Here is a 20603-nt window from a genome sequence, read left to right as displayed (position 1 = left end):
CACGACCCCGCCGCACCTCACGGCCCCCGTTCCCGGCCCGGCGGCGACGACAGCGTCCGGCCCGGTGGCGGCGTTCGCGGTGCCCGGCCGGATTTCGGTGGACAGCCGCGCCGCCTCGACCTGGCGGACCGCGACCGTCACGGGCATCCGCCCGGAGACCCCCCGCGCGACCACGTTCCGCCTCGCCGTGCCGGGCTGGACGGGTCATCTGCCCGGCCAGCACCTGCTGCTGCGGCTCACGGCGGCGGACGGTTACACGGCCCAGCGCCACTACTCCATCGCGTCCGCGCCCGACGACAGCGGGCACATCGAACTCACCCTGGACCACGTCGACGGAGGCGAGGTCTCCGGCTGGTTCCACACGGTGGCCGAACCCGGCGACCGGGTCGAGGTGCGCGGTCCGCTCAGCGGCTTCTTCGCCTGGTCGGGCGACCGGCCCGCGCTGCTCGTCGGCGGCGGCTCCGGCGTCGTACCCCTGATGTCCATGCTGCGTCACCACCGGGCGCGGGGCCTGACCGTGCCGCTGCGTCTGCTCGTCTCGGCGCGCGGCCCCGAAGAGCTCGTCTACGCACGGGAGTTCGGCGAGGAGACGACGCCCGTCTTCACCCGCGAGGCGCCTGCCGGGGTGCCCGTGGGCCGACTGTCGGCCGCGCACGTGGCTCCGCTGGTCGCCGCGCGCCCCGCCGGCGGCTGGGAGGCGTACGTGTGCGGCTCCAACGCGTTCGCGGAACACGCCTCACGGCTCCTCGTCGAGGCCGGTCAGCCCGTGGACCGGATCCGCGTCGAGCGTTTCGGCTGAACGCGCGCCGCGGGATCCGCCCGGTACCCGCCCCGTTCAGTGCTCGGCGAGGACGAGGACCAGGGGGATGCCCTCGCAGGGGATGAGACGCAGACCGTCGTGGTGGGACGGGGCCGCCCGGTGGAGGACGGCGGCGAAGTCGGGGCCCTTGGTGAGGGAGCCGGCGAGGTGCGCGGGATCGGCCGAGGCCGCCACGCGGCCACGGGCGTTGACCAGGTGCGCGGGGTGGGGCAGCCGCTGGAGCAGGGGCAGTACGGCCGTCTCGAAGTGGCGCAGGTAGACGTCGGCGGCGGCGACCCCGGCGAAGCGGCCCTCGGTGTGCACGGGGGCGGACAGGGTGAGGCTGTACTCGTCGGAGCAGAGGTAGTCGACGTACGGGCCCGCGACCGCGCGCTGCCCTGTGTCGCGGGGCAGCGTGAACCAGTCCCAGTGCGTGTAGTCGGAGTAGGCGGACCGGTCCGGGTCGAGGTCCAGCAGAAGCGGACGCAGTCCTCCGTCGGAGCGGGTCTGCCACCACTCGAGCCACGCGGGTACGTCGGTGAGCAGACCGGGGGCGGCGACGAATCCGACGCCGGAGACCAGCTCCCGGCTGCGCAGCTGGTCGTGGAGGCCGGGGCGCAGCGCCGCCAGGTCGGCGGTCGCCGGGCGGCGTCCGCCGGCGGCGATCCGGTCGAGCAGGGCGGTGGTGGCGGCGCGGGTGTCCGCGACGGTGTCGAACACCGCCTCCAGAGTGCGCCGGACCTGCGCGGCGACGGCCTCGTCGGGCGCGTCGAGCGTCGCGGTCGCGACGCCTCCCGGACCGTGCCCCCCGGGTGCCGTCGCCCTGACGTGGGCGGAATCCGGGTTCGGCGCCGGACCGGGCAGTAAACCGGACCGCGGCAGGGAGTCGACCATGGCGACGACCGTACAACGCGCGGGTGCTGGGCCGCATCTCGCCCCCTGTCTTCACCCCCTGGACACAACTCGCATGAAATTTACTGCAGTTGCTGTAGATGACATTGCTCCGTACGCTGTGCGGCACGTCGTACGCCCCGAAGGCGCCACCCCGCCTTCTCGGCGGACGCGATGCTGGGCGCGGCCTTTGGTCCTCCGGCAGCACCAGGAGCCCCTTTCCGAGGACGCCGTGATCCGTGACGTCCGGTTCTGACTCCGTGGCACCGTCGCGGAGCCGACCGCCGGACGCCCCGCCGCCGTCCTCGCGGTCCGGGTACCGCTCGTACGGGCGGCCTGCGTGTCCCCCCGCACTTGCCCCCGCCGTCTCCCAGCCTTCCTCCGCCCCCCACCAAGCCCAGTTCCCGTGGAGATCTCCGTTGCGTTCCAACAGCTCACTCAAGGCGGCGGCCGCCGCCGGTTCCCTGCTTCTCGTCGCCGCCTGCGGGTTAATGGAGGATTCCGACTCCTCCTCCAGCGGTCTCAACCCGCCCGACATCGAGATGCAGTCCGAGCTGGGTGACACCGAGGGCGCGGTCAACCTGATCGCCTGGGCCGGATACGTCGAGGACGGTTCCACCGACCCCAAGGTGGACTGGGTGAGCGGCTTCGAGAAGAAGACGGGATGTCAGGTTCACACCAAAGTCGCCGCCAGCTCCGACGAGATGGTCAAGCTGATGAAGACGGGCCGCTACGACGCCGTCTCCGCGTCCGGCGACGCCTCCCTGCGTCTCATAGCCTCCGGCGACGCGGCTCCCGTGAACACGGATCTGGTGCCGAACTACGAGGACGTCTTCTTCGGCCTGAAGAGGCAGCCCTGGAACTCGGTGGACGACCAGCCGTACGGCATTCCGCACGGGCGCGGCGCCAACCTGCTGATGTACAACACCCGGAAGGTGTCACCGGCCCCCAACTCCTGGTCGGCGGTCTTCGAGGACTCCTCCAAGTACAAGGGCAAGGTCACGGCGTACGACTCGCCGATCTACATCGCCGACGCCGCGCTGTACCTGCGCGAGACCCAGCCGGGCCTGGACATCAAGAACCCCTACGCGCTCGACCAGGACCAGTTCGACGCGGCCGTCGACCTGCTGAAGAGGCAGAACCGGGATGTCGGCGAGTACTGGAGCGACTATCTGAAGGAGGTCTCCGCCTTCAAGAGCGGCGACTCCGTGGTCGGCACCACCTGGCAGGTCATCGCCAACCTCACCGAGAGCGAGGGTGCCGAGGTCGAGGCGGTTCTGCCCCTCGAGGGCGCCACCGGGTGGTCCGACACCTGGATGCTCTCCGCGCAGGCCGAGCACCCCAACTGCGCCTACAAGTGGATGGACTGGATCATCTCGCCGAAGGTGAACGCCGAGGTGGCCGAGTACTACGGTGAGGCCCCTTCCAACATCAAGGCCTGCCAGGAGACCAGCGACCCGGCCTTCTGCGACAACTTCCACGCGACCGACGAGAACTACTGGAAGAAGGTCGCCTTCTGGACCACGCCCATCGAGCAGTGCCTCGACGGCCGCACCAACGTGAACTGCGTGCCGTACGCGAAGTGGGTCGAGGCCTGGACCGAGATCAAGGGCTGAGCCGGACACCACGCCCGTGACCGTCGCGCCGGGCACGGCCGTGCTGTCCGGCGACTCAGCCGGGCACCACGGCCACCGGGCATGCGGCGCCGGCGACCAGGGCGCGCGCGACCGGGCCCAGCGTCCCGCCCTCGCGTCCCACCACGACGAGCGCGGAGCGGCCGGCGGCGTGCACCAGGGCGCCGGCCGCTCCGAGCAGCACGGTGTCCTCCCACACCGGGACGTCCGGGTACTTCTCGCGCCACGGGCGCAGGGCGTCCATGAGGCCGTGCGTCTCCTGGTCCTCCCATGCACCCCGGTCCTGTTCGGGCAGCCCGAAGGGGAACCGGGCGGCGGCCCCGGCGGGCAGTTCCCAGGCGCGCACCGCGCGCAGCAGGGCACCGGTGCGGGCCGCCTCGTCGAAGGCGAAGCCGAGGGCGAGGTCCGTGTCGGGGCCGACGGTGCCCGAGGGGCGGCGGGCGTCGACGCCCACGGCGATCTCACGACGGCCGCCGGACGGGTCGAGTCCGGCGGCGGGCCCGCCCGTGTCCCAGCCGTCCCTGACATACCCGGCCGCACCGGACCCCTTCGCGTGCCGTCCGTCCTCGTCCCCCGCCACCGCTTCGCGGCCTTCCGCGGTGGCCGGATCTCCTCCCCCGTGCGTCCGCGCGCGCCCGTCCGGCATCAGCACCACGGCGGTGTCGGCCTGTTCGGCGACCGCGAGGGCCACCGGGCCCGGGGCGGCGGAGCCGGACCGGCCCGTGCCGTCGGCTCCCGCGTCACCGCCGCCGGCGCCGAGGACCAGGAGGTCGCCGGCACGGGCGGACGACAGCAGCCCGGCCACGGGGTCACCGGTGAGGCGCAGGACGCCGACCCGCAACTCCGGGTGCCACCCGGCCAGTCGGTGCGCGGTGCGGTCCGGTTCTCCGGCCGCGTCCCCGGCCGGTGTCACGGCGTGGACGACCAGGAGGGGCACCCCGCGCAGCGCCGCCTCCCGGGCCGCCCAGTCCACCGCCTCGCGGCTGCCTGCCGACCCGTCGGCACCGGCCACCACATGCTCCCGCATCCCGGCTCTCCCCTCTGAGGCGTGTCTCTCCACTCTGGTCCGTGGCGCCGCCGGTGAGCAGGGGCCATCCGGCCCTCGAGACATGCCCTGGCGACCCTTCCTCGACACCCGTACGGTGTGATCACCCGGAAAAACGATTCAAAGGAGGTCCTCCATGGCCCTGTTCGACCTGCCTCTCGGTGAACTCCGCGAATATCGGAGCACGTCAGCGGAGCCCGAGGACTTCGACGCGTTCTGGGCCAAGACGCTCCAGGAGGCCCGCGAGCACGAACTCGGCGCCCGCTTCGAGCTGGTCGACACGGGGCTGACGACGGTCAAGGTGTACGACGTGACCTTCGCCGGGTTCGGCGGCCACCCGGTGAAGGGCTGGCTGACCCTGCCCACCGAGGTCGCCGCGCCGCTTCCCGTGGTGGTGGAGTTCATCGGGTACGGCGGCGGACGCGGGCTGCCCCACACGCATCTGCTGTGGGCGTCGAGCGGCCGGGCGCACTTCGTCATGGACACCAGGGGGCAGGGCAGCGCCTGGGGCGGCGGCGGGACCCCGGACCCGGTCGGCAGCGCGCCCGCGTTCCCCGGGTTCATGACGCGGGGTGTCGAGGACCCCGAGGGCTACTACTACCGGCGGCTGTACACGGACGCGGTCCGGGCGGTGGAGGCCGCCCGCGCCCACCCGCTGACCGACCCGGCGCGCACCGCCGCGATCGGCACGAGCCAGGGCGGCGGCATCGCGATCGCCGTGGGCGGTCTGGTCCCGGACCTGGCGGCCGTCGCGCCCGACGTGCCGTTCCTGTGCGACTTCCCGCGGGCCACGACCCTCACGGACCGGGACCCGTACCGGGAGATCGGCAAGTACCTGAGGACCCATCGCGGCCGCACCGGGCAGGTCATGCGCACGCTCTCCTACTTCGACGGCGTGCACTTGGCGGCCCGCGGCCGGGCGCCCGCGCTGTTCTCGACGGCCCTGGAGGACGAGACCTGCCCGCCGTCCACGGTGTTCGCCGCGTTCAACGCGTGGGCGCACGACGACAAGCGGATCGAGGTGTACGACTTCAACGACCACGAGGGCGGCGGCCCCCACCAGGAGGCGGTCAAGCTGGGCTGGCTGCCGTCGTACGCCTGATGCGGGCGGGCGGCGGGGGCGGGCCGCCCCCGCCGCCCGTTCAGCCCGCCGTCCCCCTCGGCACGACCGAGGACAGGACGCCGGGCAGGGGGTACCAGTCGGCGGACACCACGCTGGCGTGCTGTCCGGCCAGCAGGGCGACCCTGTCCCGGGCCTGGTCCGCGGTGGGGCTGGTGCCGTCGATGGCCGGGGGCACGTTCTGGGCGTCGGTCATGACGAGCAGGTAGTGCCGGCTGTCGTACCAGGCCGTGTCGACGGAGCCGTTCGTGTAGGCCGCGGCGTCCCCGTCGAAGACCACGAACCAGGGGCGGATCGCGGTGTCGGCGTAGCGGGTGCGCGGGTCGCCCGCCGTGGCCTTGTGCACGGCGGGGAAGGCCGCCGCCTCCCGCAGCCGTCCGGCCGCCGACAGGTCCCGCAGATGCGTGGCGTACTCGCGGTCCGTCCACAGGGAGTCGAGAGGGTTGCCCTCCTCGACGGTGCCGGGGATGAGTTCGACGACGAACTTGCCCGCGAGGGCGGAGCGGGCCGGCCAGCCGTCGGCGCGGACGGCGGAGTCGAGGTCGGAGTGCGAGCCGACGACGTCGGCGGGGCGCAGCAGGCTGTCGCCGAGCTTCGAGCCGAGCAGGGCGTCCAGTTGGGCCGGTCCGCGGCCGTTTCTGCCCTGGAAGCCGTCCTTCATCTCGATCTTCAGCTGGATCGGGCGGTGGCCGGGGTGCGCGTCGTGCCAGGCCCTGATGTCGGCGAGGCAGCCGCCGAGGTCGTGGTTGCCGGACCGGGTGCGCAGCTGGGAGGCGTCGGCCGCGTTCTCGCAGTTGTTGTCGTTGCCGACCGGGTTGCTGTGCGAGACGCGCCACGACGACCCGAACACGTTGGTCCAGACGTCGAGTTCGAGCATTCCGGCGCCGGAGTCCAGCGCGTCGGCGAAGTACGGGTACTTGCTCTTCTCGTAGGCGTTGTGGACGCCCACCCACGTGGTGGACGAGTACGCCGGGTCGGCGGCCGTCGCCTCGGGTCCGGTGGCCAGCGCCAGCACGGTCGCCGCCGTCAGCGTGATCCCGGCGCGTGTCAGCACCCTCACAGGTCTCCGCATGTGCCCCAGCCTCCTGCGCCTCAGTGGTCAACTGGATTGCAGGGTAGGGGTGTTGGGCGACTTCCGGGAGATCGCGAGGGAAATTCCCGCCGCTCGGCCCGCGAACCGGCGCGGCGGGAATCGGCCGACTTGCCGGACCGGGCTTCCCTTGTGGTTTAGACCAATGGTAAGTCTGGTCGCGCAATGAGCCGGTACGGCTACGTAATGTGACCAACAGGAGGCGCGGACATGAACCGCACCACCCCCACCGACCACACCCCCCAGCTGTCCGGCGGCGAGCCGCTGTACTGGCGGATCGCCACCGAGATACTCGCCGGACTGCGCGGCGGATCCATCCCTCCCGGTGAACGCCTCCCAGGAGAGCGCCAGTTGGCCGCGCACTTCCACGTCAGCCGGGAGACCGTGCGGCAGGCCCTGAAGCTCCTGCGCGACAGCGGGCTGGTCTGCACCGACCGGCGGGGCACCCACGCCACCCTGCCCGGCGCACCGGCCGGGCACGTGCCCTCGGGTGACTTCCCGGTCGGAGCGCACACCGCCGAGCCGTGCGCCGTGCACCGGACCGCCGTGACCTGGGAGGCGCCCCCGGCGGAACACGCCCGCGCCCTCGGCCTCGCGCCCCGCCGGCCGACCCTGGTCCACCGCTACGAGGCGACCGCCCCCGACGGCAGCGGGCTGCGCACGGCCGTGACCTCCTTCTCCGCCGTGGCGGTGACCGAGGTCCAGGAACTCGCCCGGTACCGGGACCGCGCGGACGGCAGCGGAGCGGCGCATCTGCGCCGGGTGTACGACTGGATGCGCAAGGCCGGCCTGACGCTGCACCACCGCGACGCCATCACCGGGCTGCCGCGGTCCGTGCGGGTCACCAGGCGCGTCCACGACCAGTACGAACGGCCGCTGGAGATCACCGACCTGACGGTGGACGCGTGCGAGGACGCCCTGGTCTACGAGTTCACACTGCCCTCGGCCGGGTGACGCGCCGCGTCCGGCCGGGTGGCCACCACCGCCCGGCACCGCGGCCCGCCGTCCCGCCTGCGGCCGAACTCCGGCAGCACGTGGAGCTCGACGGCGAAACCGGCCCGCTCCAGCTCCCGGCGCACCTCGCCCAGCCGGAACGTCCGGTAGTACATGACGAACGGCGGACGCCGGACGGCGTTGCGCACCCGCATCACCGCGTCGAAGCCCAGCATCGCCCAGTACCAGGGTGACGTGGGCGGAGCGGGGGCCGCGACAGGGAAGACGAAACGGCCGCCGGGGCGCAGCACGGAGTGGACCTGGCCGAACAGCCCCGGCAGCTCGGCCGGCAGGAAGTGCCCGAACGCGCCGAAGCTGACCACCAGGTCGAAGGCGGCCGGGAACGGGAGGGCGCGCGCGTCACCCCGCACCCACGCGACCCGCGGCTCACCCCCGGCCCGCGCCGCCCCGGCGGCACCCGGCCCGGTCAGGGACCCGGTACCGGGGCGCGCGGGCCGCCCGTCGGCGGGCGCCGGTTCACGACCGCCGTCCCTCCCGTGCCCCGGTCCGCCGGAGCCCGTGACGTCGCGCGCGCCGGGGCCGGTACGCGGTGGCTGCCCGCCGCGCGTGCGCTCCCGCCCCACCGCCAGCATGCCCGCGCTGATGTCGACCCCGGTGATGCCGGTACGGCACACCCGCGCCAGGACGTCCATGCCGGCGCCCGTTCCGCAGCACAGGTCGAGGCCGTTCTCGTACGGTCCGGTCGTCTCCAGCACCGCGGCCACCGCGTCGAGGACGGAGTCCGGTGTCCGGAAGGGCGTGTGGTCGAACTTCGGAGCGAGCAGGTCGTACCCGCGTTCGACGGAGGAGAGTGCCTGCACGGCGAGTTCGCGGAGGGAGGGACGTTGCGAGGTGAACACCGGGCACAGTCTAGGAGCAGCGCGCCGCGTGCGCGCGGGCCTATCGTCGAGTGCATGACCTCGTTCCGTCCCGCCCCCGGCTGGCTGGCCGACGCCGTCTTCTACCAGATCTATCCGCAGTCGTTCGCCGACGGGAACGGCGACGGCATCGGCGACTTCGACGGGATCGCCGAGCACCTCGACCACCTGGAGTGGCTGGGTGTCACCGCCGTGTGGCTCAACCCCTGCTTCGCCTCGCCGTTCCGCGACGCCGGGTACGACGTCTGCGACTACCTCAGCGTGGCGCCCCGCTACGGCTCCGACGACGATCTGGCCAAGCTGGTGGACCTGGCCCGCCGCCGGCGCATCCGCGTGCTGCTGGACCTGGTCGCCGGTCACACCTCCGACGAGCACCCGTGGTTCCGCGCCGCGCTGGAGGACCCGGACGACCACCGGTACATCTGGGCCCCCGAGGGCCGTCCCGAAGGATTCGTCGCCTCCCCCGGTCCCCGCCCCGGCGCCTACCTCCCGAACTTCTTCGACTCCCAGCCCGCCCTCAACTTCGGCTACGCGCGGGAGGATCCCGCGCAGCCGTGGCGGCAGCCGCCCGACGCCGAGGGACCGCGCGCGAACCGCGAGGCGCTGCGTCTGGTCATGGACCACTGGCTGCGGCTGGGCCTCGCCGGTTTCCGCGTCGACATGGCCGCCTCCCTGGTCAAGGACGACCCCGGCCGGGCGGAGACGGCCAGGATCTGGACGGGGCTGCGGCACTGGCTGGACGACGCGCATCCGGACGCGGTGATGCTGTCGGAGTGGGGCGACCCGGAGGTGTCCGTGCCCGCCGGATTCCACACGGACTTCTTCCTGCAGTTCGGCGGCGAGACGAACGGCCTGCCCCTGCGGTCGCTGTGGAGCAACGGGACGGGCACGGTCGACGAGACCTGGGACCCGCTCGACTGCTTCTTCGACGCGGGCGGCGCTGGTTCGCCCCGCCCGTTCGTCGAGGCCTGGCACCGGGCCTCCACGGCTCTCGGCGACCGGGGGTTCATCTCCCTGCCGACCTCCAACCACGACTTCTCGCGCCTCAACTGCGGTCCGCGCTCGGCGGAGCAGCTTCCGGCCGCCTTCGCCTTCCAGCTGACCTGGCCGACTCTTCCCGCGATCTACTACGGCGACGAGATCGGCATGCGCCACCTCGACGGGCTGCCCGACAAGGAGGGCAGCGTCCTCGGCCCGCGCTACAACCGGGCGGGCTCACGCACCCCGATGCAGTGGGACGACAGCCCGAACGCCGGATTCTCCACCGCTCCGGCCGAGCGGCTCTACCTCCCGGTCGACCCGTCCCCCGACCGCCCGACCGTCGCCGCCCAGCGCGCCGACGAGGGCTCCCTCCTCCACCTCGTGCGGCGTCTCCTCGCCCTGCGCGCCCGCACCCCGGAGCTCGGGGCGCACGGCTCCGTGGACGTGCTCAACGCGGGTCACCCGTTCGTGTACGTACGCGGCGGGCGTTTCCTCGTGGTCGTCAACCCGGGGCGCGAGGGGGCGAGTTGCCCCTTCGACGACACCCGGGCCGTACGGGAGCACGAGGTCAGCGGGGTGCGTGCCGACGGTGCGACGATCACCGCCCGCGGCTTCGGGTACGGGATCTTCGAGCTCGACGGTTAGCCGGGAGGCCGGCGGCGTAGCACCCGGGCGGCCGCTCGGGTCTCCGGGCGGCCGCCCGGGTGCTACGCCGCACGGCACTCGGCCAGCCGCCGCTCCAGAAAGCGCCGCTCCGCGTCGTTCTCCACCAGGTCCAGCGCCCTCGCGTACGCCTCCGCGGCCGCCGCCCGGTGCCCCTGGCGGCGGAGCAGGTCGGCGCGGGTGGCGGGCAGCAGGTGGTAGCCGTCCAGCTCGCCCTCCTCCTCCAGCCGCGCCACCAGCGCCAGTCCCGCCTCGGGTCCCTCGGCCATGCCGACCGCCACCGCACGGTTCAACCGCACCACCGCGGACGGCACATACCGGGCCAGCTCCCCGTACAGCGCGGCGACGTCGGCCCAGTCCGTCTCCTCGGCCGTGGCCGCGGTCGTGTGGCACGCCGAGATGGCGGCCTGGATCTGGTACGGGCCGGGGCGGCCGCGGCGCAGTGCCGTCTCCAGCAGGCGGGCGCCCTCGTCGATCGCGGCCCGGTCCCAGGCCGTACGGTCCTGGTCCTCCAGGGTCACCAGCTCGCCGGCCGCGTCGGTCCGGGAGCCGCGCCGTGCGTCGTGCAGCAGCAGGAGGGCGAGCAGACCGAGGACCTCGGGCTCGTCGGGCATGAGGCGGGCCAGGACACGGGCCAGCCGGACGGCCTCCGCGCACAGGTCGGCGCGTGTCAGACCGGTGCCCGACGTCGCCGCGTACCCCTCGTTGAACAGGAGGTACACCACGCCGAGCACACCCGTGGTGCGTTCGGGCAGCAGATGGGCCGGCGGCACCCGGTAGGGGATGCCGGCGTTGCGGATCTTCCGCTTGGCCCGCACCAGGCGCTGCGCCATCGTCGCCTCGGGGACGAGGAAGGCGCGGGCGATCTCTGCCGTGGTCAGCCCCGCGAGCGTACGCAGGGTCAGCGCCACGCGTGCCTCGACGGGCAGTGCGGGGTGGCAGCAGGTGAAGACGAGCCGCAGCCGGTCGTCCTCGACTCCGCTGTCGACGGCGTCGTACTCCCGTTCGGGGTCGAAGGGTTCCTCGTCGCGTGCCAGCACCGCCGCCTCCCGCAGCTTCTCCGCTCCCACCGCCTCGCGCCGCAGCACGTCCAGGGCGCGGTGGCGCGCGGTCGTCGTCAGCCAGGCCCCGGGGCGGCGCGGCACGCCGTCACGCCGCCACCGGTCGAGGGCCTGCGCGAAGGCGTCCTGCGCGCACTCCTCGGCGAGGTCCCAGTCGCCGGTCACCCTGATCAGGGTGGCGACGACCTGGCCCCATTCCTCACGGAAGGCGGCGGCGACCGCCTCCTCGACCTCGTTCACGTCCGGTTCACTCCCAGACCGGCCGTACCTCGACCGAGCCGCCGCCCAGTGCGGCGGGGTGCCGCGAGGCGAGCGAGATCGCGGCGTCCAGGTCGTCGACCTCGATGACGTCGAAGCCCGCGACGTACTCCTTGGACTCGGCGAACGGCCCGTCGGTGAGCAGAACCTCGTCGCCCTTGACGCGCACGGTGGTGGCGTCGGTGTGCGGCCGCAGCCGCGCCCCGCCCTTCACCACCCCGCTGCCGCGCACCTCGTCGATGTACGAGGCGAAGCGGGGGTCCTCGGCGATCTCTTCCGGGCTGAGCTCCTCGCCGTCGACGGGGGTGCAGATGAACAGTACGTACCTCATGACCGCTCCTGGGGGGTGCCGGCGCCCGCGACGCCGGCGTCGAAGGGTACCGACGCGTGTTCGTGGGTGATCAGCCACCGGTCGCCGACGGCGCGGTAGCCGGTGGTCACCCGCAGTTCGCTCTCCAGCGTCCCGCCGGTGGTGAGGGTGGCGCGCGTCCGGACGAGCGCGTGGCTGAACGCGACGCTCTCGTCGACGCGGACACGGAGGTCGAGCACCTCCCGCCGCACGGGGCCGTCCACGGTGGAGAACCACCACTCCCGGGCCTTGCGGAGTGCGTCGGCGCCGCGCTGCCCGAAGCCGCTCATCGGGTGGAACACCTCGGCGTCGGGCGTGTAGAGCGCGGTCATCCGGTCGAGATCCCTCTCCTGGACGGCCCGGCCGAGTTCCGCGTCGACCCGGCGGACGGCGCCCTCGACGTCCTCGTCCTCCCAGTAGGGGCGGACCTCAAGGGCTCCGATGGCCGCAACGGGGTGCTTCGCGGCCGCCTCGACCGCCTCCTCCAGGCTGTCGCACTCGAGGACGTCGTAACCGGCGACGTACTCCTTGGTCTCGGCGAACGGCCCGTCGGTGCGCAGCACCTCGCCGCCGCGCACCCGTACGGTGACGGCGTCGGCGGGGAGGGCGAGGCGGTGTCCGTGCAGACGGACGCCGCTTCGGACGCCGTGTTCCTCGGCCCAGGGTCCGACGGGTGCCATGCCGGAGGCGTCGGCGGTGTCGTCGCCGCAGACCAGCAGCATGTACTTCATGGTTCCTCCTGATGACAGGTGCTCGGTGCCCGGTGCTCCGGGTGTCGGTCCGGGGGGCCTTTCACCTCACCGACGAACGGGTCCGCGCGGAATCGACACTCCCCCACCGCATTCTTTTCCGCCCGGTGCGCCGAAGCGGGTGAAACGGCCGGAGAGAGGGCGCCTCACGGCGGTGTGCTAATGTGCAGACAGCATTCGTGTACGCCCCGTTGTGGGCGCCGGTGCGGACTTCCCCTCTCCGGCTGCGGCCCAGGTCCTCGGTGACCGGTCCAGCAGCTTCCCAGCGACATTCCGCGCAGACGGCCTCGGGTCACCCCCTCCGCCGTGACCGCCCGTGTGTGTCCTCTCCGCCGCCCGAAGGCGTGAACACGCCGCCTTCCCGGTGACCCCCTCCCGACACCCCCATGACTCCCGTCCGTGAAAGGACCTCCCATGACCACCACACTCGAACACCCTCCCGTACAGCAGCGGACCCGGATCCGGGTCGCCGGCGTCCTGGACATCGCGCCGGACGGACAGGGCCGTCTCCGGGCGTCCGACTGCCTGCCCTCACCGGCCGACGTCCAGGTGCCCGCCGCCCTGATCCGCCGTCACGGCCTGCGCCGCGGCGACCTCGTGGAAGGCGAACGCGGCGGGCAGCGCACTCTCACCGACGTCCTCCTCGTCGGCGGCCGCGCCCCCGGAACGCTGCGCCACCGCCCGCACTTCCGCGACCTCACCCCGCTGCACCCGCGCGAGCGGCTGCGCCTGGAGCACCCGGCGGGCGGGCTGACGACCCGGCTGATCGACCTGATCGCGCCGGTCGGCAAGGGCCAGCGCGGCCTGATCGTGGCGCCGCCCAGGACCGGCAAGACCGTGCTCCTCCAGCAGATCGCCGCGGCCGTCGCCGGCAACCATCCCGAGTGCCGGCTGATGGTGATGCTGCTCGACGAGCGCCCCGAGGAGGTGACCGACATGCGGCGCTCGGTGCGCGGCGAGGTGTACGCCTCGACGTTCGACCAGGCCCCCGCACAGCACATCGCGCTCGCCGAACTCGTCGTGGAACGCGCCAAGCGGCTCGTCGAGCAGGGCCAGGACGTGGTCATCCTCATGGACTCCCTCACCCGGCTGTGCCGCGCCCACAACAACGCGGCCGCCGCCGGCGGCCGCACCCTCAGCGGAGGCGTCGACGCGGGCGCGCTCCAGGGCCCCAAGCGGCTCTTCGGGGCCGCACGCCTCGCCGAGGAGGGCGGTTCGCTCACCATCCTCGCCACCACCCTGGTGGAGACGGGCTCCCGCGCCGACGACCTGTTCTTCGAGGAACTCAAGGGCACCGGCAACATGGAGCTGCGCCTCGACCGCGCCCTCGCCGCCCGCCGGGTCTTCCCGGCGGTGGACATCACCCCGTCCGGCACCCGCCGCGAGGAACTGCTGCTGGACGAGGCCGAGTTGACGGCCGTACGCGGACTGCGCCGGGCCCTGCGGAGCCGGGACGGGCAGGCCAACCTCGAAACGATCCTCGAGCGCATGCGCGCCACCCCGGACAACGCGGCCTTCGTCCGCCGGATCCAGCCGACGCTGCCCACCGGCTGAACGGCGCCACCGGCCCGACGCCCCGTCAGCACACGCGCTCCGGCGCGCCGTCGCCCCGCCCGGCACCGGCCCTCAGACGCCCTCCCTCGCGCGGCTCAGAGGCCCACGGCACGCTCCTGCTGCGGCATCCGGGTGTTCGATCCCGTGACTCGGCCCTGGCAGAGCCGCGTACGGCGCGGCCGTTCCTACGTTTGCAGTATGACCATCGGACTCTCTTCGCGTGCGGCCGTCTCGTGCTCCGTTCTCTGTGTACTCGGCACCCTCGCACTGGCGCCCGCATCCGCGGCCACCCGCACCGACGCGGGGCCGGGCACGCCCCAGCCGGCGGCCACGTCCGCCGCGCCGGACGGACCGGAGACGCAGGTGCGGCCCCACGACGGGGCACCGGCCGTCCCGGAGGGCGTCTCCGCACGGTCGTGGCTGGTGGCCGACGCGGACAGCGGCGAGGTGCTCGCCGCGCACGACGCGCACCGCGAGCTGCCCCCCGCCAGCACGCTGAAGACGCTGTTCGCCCTCACCCTGCTCCCGAAGCTGCCCGGCGGCGTCCGGCACACCGTCACGGCCGGGGACCTGGCGGGCATCGGCGCCGGCAGCAGCCTGGTGGGCGTCGTGGAGGGGGAGAGCTACCGTGCCGACGACCTGTGGCGCGGGGTCTTCCTCAAGTCGGGCAACGACGCCGTGCACGTCCTGGCCGCGATGAACGGCGGCTGGACCGTCACCGCGGGCGAGATGCAGGAGAAGGCGCACTCCCTGGGCGCCCGCGACACCCACGTCGTCTCGCCCGACGGGTACGACGCGCCCGGTCAGGTGTCGTCGGCGTACGACCTCGCGCTCTTCGCCCGGGAGGGACTGCGCAACGCGGACTTCGCGCGCTACTGCGCCACCGTCGACGCGGAGTTCCCCGCGGCGCCCGGCCGGACGATCCGGATCCAGAACACCAACCGCCTGCTGACCGGCGCCGACGGCGTCGCACGCTACCCCGGTCTGATCGGCATCAAGAACGGCTACACCAGCGGGGCGGGCAACACACTGATGGCCGCCGCCCGGCGCGGCGACCGGACTCTCGTCGTCACTGTGCTCGATCCCCGCTCGGGGGGCGGCCACGCCGTGTACGAGGAGGCCCGTGCCCTGCTCGACTGGGGCTTCGCGGCCTCCGGGCACGTCGACCCCGTGGACTCGCTCACCCCGCCCGCGCCGCCCGCCGCCCAGGCCGGACCACCCGCCGCCCGGGCCGCGTCCGCCGCACCGGCGGCCGGTCCCGTACGGGGCTGGCGCAAGGCGGTGTGGATCTGCGGTGCGGGCGGGCTGGGCGCGGCGGCCGTGGCGCTGGCCCTGCGTGTCAAGGGCCGGGGTCAGTCGATCACACCGGATCCGAGCAGGCCGAACAGCAGCAGTCCCACGACGACGCGGTAGACGACGAACGCGTTGAAGGAGTGCTTGGCGACGAACTTCAGCAGCCAGGCGATCGAGGCGTAGGCGACCACGAAGGAGACCAGGGTGCCCACGACGAGCGGGGCGGCGCCCGCGCCCGTGCCCAGGGCGTCCTTCAGCTCGTACAGCCCGGCGCCGGTCAGTGCGGGGATACCGAGGAAGAAGGAGAGCCGGGTGGCCGCGACCCGGTCCAGGTCGAGCATCAGCGCGGTGGACATCGTCGCGCCGGAGCGCGAGAAGCCGGGGAAGAGCAGGGCGAGGATCTGCGAGCCGCCGACGAGCATCGCGTCCTTGAAGGTCGTGTCGTCCTCCCCCCGCTTGTGCCGGCCCATCTGGTCCGCCGCCCACATCACCCCGCTGCCGACGATCAGCGAGCCCGCGACCACCCAGAGCGAGGCCAGCGGTCCCTCGATGAGCGGCTTCGCGGCGAGTCCCACGATCACGATGGGGATCGTCGCGTAGATCACCCACCAGGCGAACTTGTAGTCGTGGTGGTAGCGCTCCTCGCGGTGGGCGAGGCCACGCCCCCAGGCCGAGACGATCCGCACGATGTCCTTGAAGAAGTACACGAGCACGGCGGCGATGGCGCCGACCTGGATGACCGCCGAGAAGCCGACGACGGCGTCGTCGTCCACGGGAATGCCCATCAGGCCCTCGACGATCTTGAGATGGCCGGTGGAGGACACGGGAAGGAATTCGGTCACCCCCTCGACGGCTCCGAGGACGACGGCCTGACCGACGGAGATGGCGCTCATGGGATCCAGTTCTGCTCAGGTTGCGGAGCGGCCCCCGTACGGGAGGCCGGTGCGGCCGGCACGGGGTGCGGGGCCCGGCGCGGACGCGGGGCCAGTATTACTACGTCCGGGTGAACGTCCGGCGACTACGCCCACAACATTCCGGCGGCCCATACCCCCGCGAACGCGGCACCGAGCCCCGCCGCCACACTCCCGGCCACGTTGGCGAGAGCGTAGATCCCGGCCCCGTCCTCGGCCAGCCTGAGTGTCTCGAAGGAGAACGTGGAGTAGGTGCTCAGCGCTCCGCACAGACCGGTGCCGAGGAGCAGCTGGACATGTGCGCTCGCGGCGCCGGTGAGCAGACCGAGGATCAGACTGCCCGTGACGTTGACCGTGAAGGTGCCCCAGGGGAAGAGCGTGTCGTGTCTCCTCTGCACCGCGCGGTCGGTCAGATGGCGCAGCGGGGCGCCGACCATCGCGCCGGCGATCACCAGCAGCCAGTTCACGACGAATTCTCACCCTCCCCGGGCGCGTCGCCCGGGCTGCCGTCACCGGGGGTGTACCGGACGGCCTCGCACGCCTCGAGGGTGACGAGCCCGTCGGTGACCAGCTCGTCGAGCTCGGGCAGGAAGGCCCGTACGCGCTGCTCGGTGTCCACGACGACCACGGCCACCGGAAGGTCCTCGCTGAGCGTGAGCAGCCGGGAGGTGTGGATCATGGCGGAGGCGCCGAAGCCCTCGATGCCCCGGAAGACGCTGGCGCCCGCGAGACCCGCCCGGTGGGCCCGGTGCACGATCTCGGTGTAGAGCGGCCGGTGGTGCCAGGTGTCGTTCTCCGAGAGGAAGACCGTCAGTTTCAGGGCGCTGCCCGTCCGTCTCGTCATCGTCGTCTCCCTGCCAGTGCGCGCCGGGCCGCCGTCGCTCCGAGCCACACCGCCGCGAGCGCCACCGCCACGGTCCCGGCGAGACAGCCGAGCGCCTTCCCGGTGTGCCCGGCGTCGAGCAGCCGCTGGGTGTCGACGGCGTACGTGGAGAACGTGGTGAACCCTCCGAGTACGCCCGTACCGAAGAAGGGGCGCACCAGCCGGTGGGCCGCCCACGCGTCGGTGATCACGACCATGAAGACGCCGATCACGGCGCAGCCGACGGCGTTGACACCCAGGGTCGTCCAGGGGAATCCGCCGGGTTCGACGGGCCACAGCCGGGCGGCGCCGTACCGCGCCGTGGCGCCGAGGGCGCCGCCGAGCGCGACGACGGCGACGATCGGGGCCTGACCGCGCCACTGGGGCCGGTGCCGGACGGGCACGGGCGCGTCCGGCGACACCGGTGTCCCGGCCCGCTCCGGGTGCGGGACTGTCATGTACGTCCATCTCCTACGGGCGCCACGGCCGTCTGCTGCCGGTCCGCGACCGTGTCATGGGCACGCGATCGCGGCCGGTCAACAGGGTAGCGCCGGGCGCGCGGTCAGGAGGCGGAGGCGGGGTCCTGGACGAGGCCGACGAGGTTGCCGTCCGCGTCCTTGACCGAGGCGATGAGCCGGCCGCCGCCCACGTCCTGGACGTCCTGAAGCACCTCGGCCCCGGCGTCGACGAGGCTCGCCAGCCGCTCCTTGAGGTCGGTGACGTGCCAGTACGGCACCGGTCCGGTCATCCCCTTGGAATGGCCGTTGGGGTCGAGGCCGACGTCCTGGCCGGCGTCCTTGAAGCCGACGTAGTAGGGCTCGTCGGCGTAGGGCTCCACGCCGAGCAGGGCCGTGAACAGCGCCTTCGCCCGGGCGATGTCCTTGACGGGGTAGACGATGGTCTGCAGGCCGGCGGTCATGGCGACTCCTGTGGGGTTCTCAGTGGTGGACCGGCGGGGGCCGGTGCGGGGTGGCGTTACCCGGCGCCCGGGCCGCGCCGCGCCGACGTTCGCCGTCGGTGTTTCTCACGCTAAGCCCGGGGACGTGCACCCGGCTTCTCCGATCCTGACCGTCCGGGCGGGAGCGTCGGAGGACGGGGCGGCCGGGACGCGCGAGAGGGGCGTCCGGGCGGGCGCCTGAGGCCGGCTCGCACTGGTTGCAACGGAACTAGTTGCACAGTCAACGAATGGCCCGATCTCTGTTACCGTGAGGACATGGCAGCGAAAACGGCCGGCACCCGCCTCGAGGACCAGTGGCGGGACATCCTCTCCGTGCACGCGCGCACGATGTGCGAGATCGACCGCGCCCTGCACGCGTACGGCCTGGGCGCCAGTGACTTCGAGGTGCTCGACATCCTCGCCTCGGGCGAGATCACGTCCTCCGCCGAGCAGTGCCGCGTGCAGAACATCGCCGACCGGGTCCACCTGAGCCAGAGCGCCCTGTCACGTCTCATCGGGCGGCTCGAGAAGGACGGTCTGCTGGAGCGCACCGTCTGCCAGGAGGACCGTCGCGGAGTATGGGTCGCACTCACCCGCAAGGGCCGCGACCTGCACGCCGAGGTACGGCCGCTGCAGCGCGCCGCGCTCGCCCGCATGCTCGACGGCTGACCGCCCGCGCGAGGTTCCGCGGGGCTCGCGACGGCTGACCGCCCGCGCCAGGTTCCGCAGGGCTCGTTCACGGGTCGACCGCGCCGGTTCACGGATCCCGGGATCCTCGGAGCCCGCTCACGCGCCCGGCCGCCGGGCGCGGGGGCGGGACGCGTCCCTTCCCGTCCGGTGGCCGGACCGCGAACGGCTGGTTCGTCTCAGGGCCGCGCGAGCAGGGTCCTTACGCCCTCGGAGTTGAGCGTCAGACCGTGCGGCGAGCTGGCGTCGATGGTGAGCGACAGGTCACCGGAGGGCCACTGCGACGCGAGCGCCCCCAGGGGAACCAGCCGGTAGCGGGAGACGAACGGCAGCAGCTCGGCCATCTCCAGCTCCGAGGTGAAGACCGGCACCACCTGCTCGCCGCTCGGCTGCTCCAGAACGGGCAGTGCCACCGCGGTCGAGTCCTCCGCCTCCTCGACGGCGTCGTCCGGCACGGGGATCAGCACCTGGCTGCCGGCCAGCGTGGCCAGCGCCGCCGCGTCCTCGGTGTTCGCGGCCAGCGTGTCCAGCGCCTCCTGGGCCGGCGTCGCGGCCCCGGGCGGGGTGTTGTCGCGGGGAGTGTTCGAGGGTGTGTCCATGGCAGCTTCCCAGGTAGTGGTGGCAGGTCTCCCAGGGCGGGAGCCGCCCCGGGCGCAACCCCCGTCGCGTACCCGAACGGGAAACGGGCATTCCTGTACCGAGGGATGTGAGATCCATGGCCGAGCTGCCGACGGCGCGGCCGGCGGAGCTGCGCAGGGGGGCGCAGCCGACGTCCGGCGATCCCGGAGCGGTACGCCCCGAGCAGTCGGCCCCTCAGCGGGGTCCCGGGTCGTTGGGCACGCGCGCCCCGTGTCAGGTGCGCCTCACGGCGTGTCCTCTTCCCGCAGCCGGGGCAGCACCGTACTGCGGTAGAAGTCGAAGAAGCCCTGCTGGTCGGGTCCGATCTGGTTGACGTACACCTCGTCGAAGCCGGCCCGGGCGAACGCGCCCACGGCGTCGGTGTGTTCGGCCGCGTCGTCGCCGCAGACCACGCCCTCGGAGATCATCTCCTCCGTCACCAGCGTCGACGCCTGCTCGAAGTGGGCGGGCACGGGCAGGACCTGCGCCAGCTCGCCGGGGAGCTGCTCGTTGGGCCACAGGCGGTGCGCGGTCTTGACCGCCTGCTGCCGGTCGGTTCCCCAGCACACCTTGAGTCCGCCCAGCACCGGCTTCCGGCCGCCTCCCGCCCGGCGGAACTGCCCCACCAGCTCCTCGTCCGGCGCCATGGTGACGAAGCCGTCGCCGATGCGGCCGGCCAGTGCGGCGGCCTTGGGGCCGAAGCCGGAGACGTACAGCGGGACCGGCTGCTCGGGCAGCGTGTAGAGCCTGGCGTTCTCGACCGTGTAGTGGCGGCCCCGGTGGGTGAGTTCCTCGCCCGTGAAGAGGTTGCGGATCACCTGGACCGCTTCCTCCAGCATGTCCAGCCGTACGTCCGCGGTGGGCCAGGCGTCGCCGAGGATGTGCTCGTTGAGGGCCTCCCCGCTGCCGATGCCGAACCGGAACCGCCCCTGGGTGAGGACGCCCGCGGTCGCCGCCGCCTGCGCGTTCACGGCCGGGTGCATCCGTACCGTCGGGCAGGTCACGAAGGTGGTCACCGGGAGGGAGGTCACCTGCGACAGGGCGCCGATCATCGACCAGACGAACGAACTCTGCCCCTGTTCCCCGTTCCACGGATGGAAGTGGTCGGAGATGGCGAGCGCCTCGAAGCCGGCCTGTTCCGCCGCACGGGCCTGGTCCAGGAGCTCAGCCGGGGTGAACTCCTCACTCGACAGGAAGTAGCCGTAGCGTGCCATGGTCGTCGGCTCCACA

The 20603-nt window shown here is 73.0% G+C and carries 22 protein-coding genes; 8 read left to right on the top strand and 14 right to left on the bottom strand.

Annotated elements, in window-relative coordinates:
* Positions 1-79: 79 nt before the first annotated feature.
* Positions 80-799, top strand: coding sequence for an FAD-binding oxidoreductase (locus ACFY93_RS15255; protein ID WP_391358637.1), 720 nt, complete (start codon positions 80-82; stop codon positions 797-799).
* Between the two features lie 36 nt (positions 800-835).
* Here ACFY93_RS15255 and ACFY93_RS15250 read toward each other — a convergent pair whose 3' ends face one another.
* Entirely contained in the window at positions 836-1693 is an 858-nt protein-coding gene (locus tag ACFY93_RS15250; protein ID WP_391358197.1) for a cache domain-containing protein, read from the bottom strand.
* Positions 1694-2109: 416 nt separating this feature from the next.
* Here ACFY93_RS15250 and ACFY93_RS15245 point away from each other — a divergent pair, with 416 nt between their 5' ends.
* The gene (locus ACFY93_RS15245) at positions 2110-3306 is read left to right on the top strand and encodes an extracellular solute-binding protein (RefSeq protein ID WP_391358195.1); all 1197 of its coding nucleotides are present in this window, start codon (positions 2110-2112) and stop codon (positions 3304-3306) included.
* Positions 3307-3361: 55 nt separating this feature from the next.
* Here ACFY93_RS15245 and ACFY93_RS15240 read toward each other — a convergent pair whose 3' ends face one another.
* On the bottom strand, positions 3362-4351 hold the full coding sequence (locus ACFY93_RS15240) for a universal stress protein (protein WP_391358192.1): 990 nt from the start codon (positions 4349-4351) through the stop codon (positions 3362-3364).
* Between the two features lie 154 nt (positions 4352-4505).
* Between ACFY93_RS15240 and ACFY93_RS15235 the strand changes: the two genes are divergently transcribed.
* Positions 4506-5471, top strand: a complete 966-nt coding sequence (locus ACFY93_RS15235) for an acetylxylan esterase (RefSeq protein ID WP_391358190.1) — start codon at positions 4506-4508, stop codon at positions 5469-5471.
* Between the two features lie 40 nt (positions 5472-5511).
* Here ACFY93_RS15235 and ACFY93_RS15230 read toward each other — a convergent pair whose 3' ends face one another.
* Entirely contained in the window at positions 5512-6561 is a 1050-nt protein-coding gene (locus tag ACFY93_RS15230; protein ID WP_391358187.1) for a Ca2+-dependent phosphoinositide-specific phospholipase C, read from the bottom strand.
* Between the two features lie 228 nt (positions 6562-6789).
* On the opposite strand from ACFY93_RS15230, the gene ACFY93_RS15225 reads away from it, so the two are divergent.
* Complete coding sequence (locus tag ACFY93_RS15225; protein WP_391358184.1) at positions 6790-7533, top strand: GntR family transcriptional regulator; 744 nt, start codon at positions 6790-6792, stop codon at positions 7531-7533.
* On the opposite strand, the gene ACFY93_RS15220 is transcribed toward ACFY93_RS15225, so the two are convergent.
* Positions 7503-8432, bottom strand: coding sequence for a methyltransferase domain-containing protein (locus tag ACFY93_RS15220; RefSeq protein WP_391358182.1), 930 nt, complete (start codon positions 8430-8432; stop codon positions 7503-7505). The two genes, ACFY93_RS15225 and ACFY93_RS15220, sit on opposite strands and share 31 nt — an antisense overlap.
* Positions 8433-8486: 54 nt before the next feature.
* Here ACFY93_RS15220 and ACFY93_RS15215 point away from each other — a divergent pair, with 54 nt between their 5' ends.
* Entirely contained in the window at positions 8487-10076 is a 1590-nt protein-coding gene (locus tag ACFY93_RS15215; RefSeq protein ID WP_391358180.1) for an alpha-amylase family glycosyl hydrolase, read from the top strand.
* Positions 10077-10138: 62 nt separating this feature from the next.
* Here the strand turns inward: ACFY93_RS15215 and ACFY93_RS15210 are convergent, their stop codons facing one another.
* The 3 genes from ACFY93_RS15210 to ACFY93_RS15200 are packed head-to-tail and all read right to left on the bottom strand — an operon-like array spanning position 10139 to position 12493.
* Positions 10139-11395: a sigma-70 family RNA polymerase sigma factor gene (locus ACFY93_RS15210; protein WP_391358178.1), complete on the bottom strand. Its 1257-nt coding sequence runs from the start codon at positions 11393-11395 to the stop codon at positions 10139-10141.
* A gap of 7 nt (positions 11396-11402) precedes the next feature.
* Positions 11403-11744: a YciI family protein gene (locus ACFY93_RS15205; protein WP_391358176.1), complete on the bottom strand. Its 342-nt coding sequence runs from the start codon at positions 11742-11744 to the stop codon at positions 11403-11405.
* Positions 11741-12493 (bottom strand): nuclear transport factor 2 family protein, encoded by a 753-nt coding sequence (locus ACFY93_RS15200; RefSeq protein WP_391358174.1) that lies wholly within the window; start codon positions 12491-12493, stop codon positions 11741-11743. The genes ACFY93_RS15205 and ACFY93_RS15200 overlap by 4 nt, the downstream gene beginning before the upstream one ends.
* Positions 12494-12925: 432 nt before the next feature.
* Between ACFY93_RS15200 and rho the strand changes: the two genes are divergently transcribed.
* A complete protein-coding gene (rho, locus tag ACFY93_RS15195) occupies positions 12926-14065 on the top strand; it encodes a transcription termination factor Rho (protein ID WP_391358171.1) in 1140 nt (379 codons plus the stop codon).
* A gap of 198 nt (positions 14066-14263) precedes the next feature.
* A complete protein-coding gene (locus tag ACFY93_RS15190) occupies positions 14264-15478 on the top strand; it encodes a D-alanyl-D-alanine carboxypeptidase family protein (protein ID WP_391358169.1) in 1215 nt (404 codons plus the stop codon).
* Here the strand turns inward: ACFY93_RS15190 and ACFY93_RS15185 are convergent.
* The 5 genes from ACFY93_RS15185 to ACFY93_RS15165 form a co-directional block, all read right to left on the bottom strand.
* Positions 15418-16251 (bottom strand): undecaprenyl-diphosphate phosphatase, encoded by an 834-nt coding sequence (locus tag ACFY93_RS15185; RefSeq protein WP_391358166.1) that lies wholly within the window; start codon positions 16249-16251, stop codon positions 15418-15420. The two genes, ACFY93_RS15190 and ACFY93_RS15185, sit on opposite strands and share 61 nt — an antisense overlap.
* A 125-nt stretch (positions 16252-16376) precedes the next feature.
* The gene (locus tag ACFY93_RS15180; RefSeq protein WP_391358163.1) at positions 16377-16736 is read right to left on the bottom strand and encodes a CrcB family protein; all 360 of its coding nucleotides are present in this window, start codon (positions 16734-16736) and stop codon (positions 16377-16379) included.
* Positions 16733-17113, bottom strand: a complete 381-nt coding sequence (locus tag ACFY93_RS15175) for a DUF190 domain-containing protein (protein ID WP_391358160.1) — start codon at positions 17111-17113, stop codon at positions 16733-16735. Before ACFY93_RS15175 ends, ACFY93_RS15180 begins: the two co-directional genes overlap by 4 nt.
* A complete protein-coding gene (gene crcB, locus ACFY93_RS15170) occupies positions 17110-17589 on the bottom strand; it encodes a fluoride efflux transporter CrcB (RefSeq protein ID WP_391358157.1) in 480 nt (159 codons plus the stop codon). The genes ACFY93_RS15175 and crcB overlap by 4 nt, the downstream gene beginning before the upstream one ends.
* A gap of 104 nt (positions 17590-17693) precedes the next feature.
* On the bottom strand, positions 17694-18050 hold the full coding sequence (locus tag ACFY93_RS15165; RefSeq protein ID WP_391358154.1) for a VOC family protein: 357 nt from the start codon (positions 18048-18050) through the stop codon (positions 17694-17696).
* A 294-nt stretch (positions 18051-18344) separates the two neighbouring features.
* Here ACFY93_RS15165 and ACFY93_RS15160 point away from each other — a divergent pair, with 294 nt between their 5' ends.
* A complete protein-coding gene (locus tag ACFY93_RS15160; RefSeq protein ID WP_391358151.1) occupies positions 18345-18737 on the top strand; it encodes a MarR family transcriptional regulator in 393 nt (130 codons plus the stop codon).
* A 197-nt stretch (positions 18738-18934) separates the two neighbouring features.
* Here the strand turns inward: ACFY93_RS15160 and ACFY93_RS15155 are convergent, their stop codons facing one another.
* Positions 18935-19354: an SseB family protein gene (locus ACFY93_RS15155; protein ID WP_391358148.1), complete on the bottom strand. Its 420-nt coding sequence runs from the start codon at positions 19352-19354 to the stop codon at positions 18935-18937.
* 264 nt (positions 19355-19618) lie between these two features.
* On the bottom strand, positions 19619-20587 hold the full coding sequence (locus tag ACFY93_RS15150) for a TIGR03557 family F420-dependent LLM class oxidoreductase (protein ID WP_391358145.1): 969 nt from the start codon (positions 20585-20587) through the stop codon (positions 19619-19621).
* Positions 20588-20603: the final 16 nt, after the last annotated feature.

Source organism: Streptomyces sp. NPDC008313 (genome assembly GCF_042956125.1).
Classification (GTDB): domain Bacteria; phylum Actinomycetota; class Actinomycetes; order Streptomycetales; family Streptomycetaceae; genus Streptomyces.
Note: the sequence above shows the minus strand (reverse complement) of the source record. Positions and strands in the feature narration are given on the sequence as shown.

Excerpts from the sequence above, each read along its gene's own strand:
- ACFY93_RS15160 (WP_391358151.1), top strand. The coding sequence starts at position 18,345 with ATGGCAGCGAAAACGGCCGGCACCCGCCTCGAGGACCAGTGGCGGGAC.
- ACFY93_RS15175 (WP_391358160.1), bottom strand. The coding sequence starts at position 17,113 with ATGACGAGACGGACGGGCAGCGCCCTGAAACTGACGGTCTTCCTCTCG.
- ACFY93_RS15230 (WP_391358187.1), bottom strand. The coding sequence starts at position 6,561 with ATGCGGAGACCTGTGAGGGTGCTGACACGCGCCGGGATCACGCTGACG.
- ACFY93_RS15225 (WP_391358184.1), top strand. The coding sequence starts at position 6,790 with ATGAACCGCACCACCCCCACCGACCACACCCCCCAGCTGTCCGGCGGC.
- ACFY93_RS15155 (WP_391358148.1), bottom strand. The coding sequence starts at position 19,354 with ATGGACACACCCTCGAACACTCCCCGCGACAACACCCCGCCCGGGGCC.
- ACFY93_RS15215 (WP_391358180.1), top strand. The coding sequence starts at position 8,487 with ATGACCTCGTTCCGTCCCGCCCCCGGCTGGCTGGCCGACGCCGTCTTC.
- ACFY93_RS15165 (WP_391358154.1), bottom strand. The coding sequence starts at position 18,050 with ATGACCGCCGGCCTGCAGACCATCGTCTACCCCGTCAAGGACATCGCC.
- ACFY93_RS15185 (WP_391358166.1), bottom strand. The coding sequence starts at position 16,251 with ATGAGCGCCATCTCCGTCGGTCAGGCCGTCGTCCTCGGAGCCGTCGAG.
- ACFY93_RS15200 (WP_391358174.1), bottom strand. The coding sequence starts at position 12,493 with ATGAAGTACATGCTGCTGGTCTGCGGCGACGACACCGCCGACGCCTCC.
- ACFY93_RS15250 (WP_391358197.1), bottom strand. The coding sequence starts at position 1,693 with ATGGTCGACTCCCTGCCGCGGTCCGGTTTACTGCCCGGTCCGGCGCCG.
- ACFY93_RS15205 (WP_391358176.1), bottom strand. The coding sequence starts at position 11,744 with ATGAGGTACGTACTGTTCATCTGCACCCCCGTCGACGGCGAGGAGCTC.
- ACFY93_RS15240 (WP_391358192.1), bottom strand. The coding sequence starts at position 4,351 with ATGCGGGAGCATGTGGTGGCCGGTGCCGACGGGTCGGCAGGCAGCCGC.
- crcB (WP_391358157.1), bottom strand. The coding sequence starts at position 17,589 with ATGACAGTCCCGCACCCGGAGCGGGCCGGGACACCGGTGTCGCCGGAC.
- ACFY93_RS15150 (WP_391358145.1), bottom strand. The coding sequence starts at position 20,587 with ATGGCACGCTACGGCTACTTCCTGTCGAGTGAGGAGTTCACCCCGGCT.
- ACFY93_RS15235 (WP_391358190.1), top strand. The coding sequence starts at position 4,506 with ATGGCCCTGTTCGACCTGCCTCTCGGTGAACTCCGCGAATATCGGAGC.
- ACFY93_RS15190 (WP_391358169.1), top strand. The coding sequence starts at position 14,264 with ATGACCATCGGACTCTCTTCGCGTGCGGCCGTCTCGTGCTCCGTTCTC.
- rho (WP_391358171.1), top strand. The coding sequence starts at position 12,926 with ATGACCACCACACTCGAACACCCTCCCGTACAGCAGCGGACCCGGATC.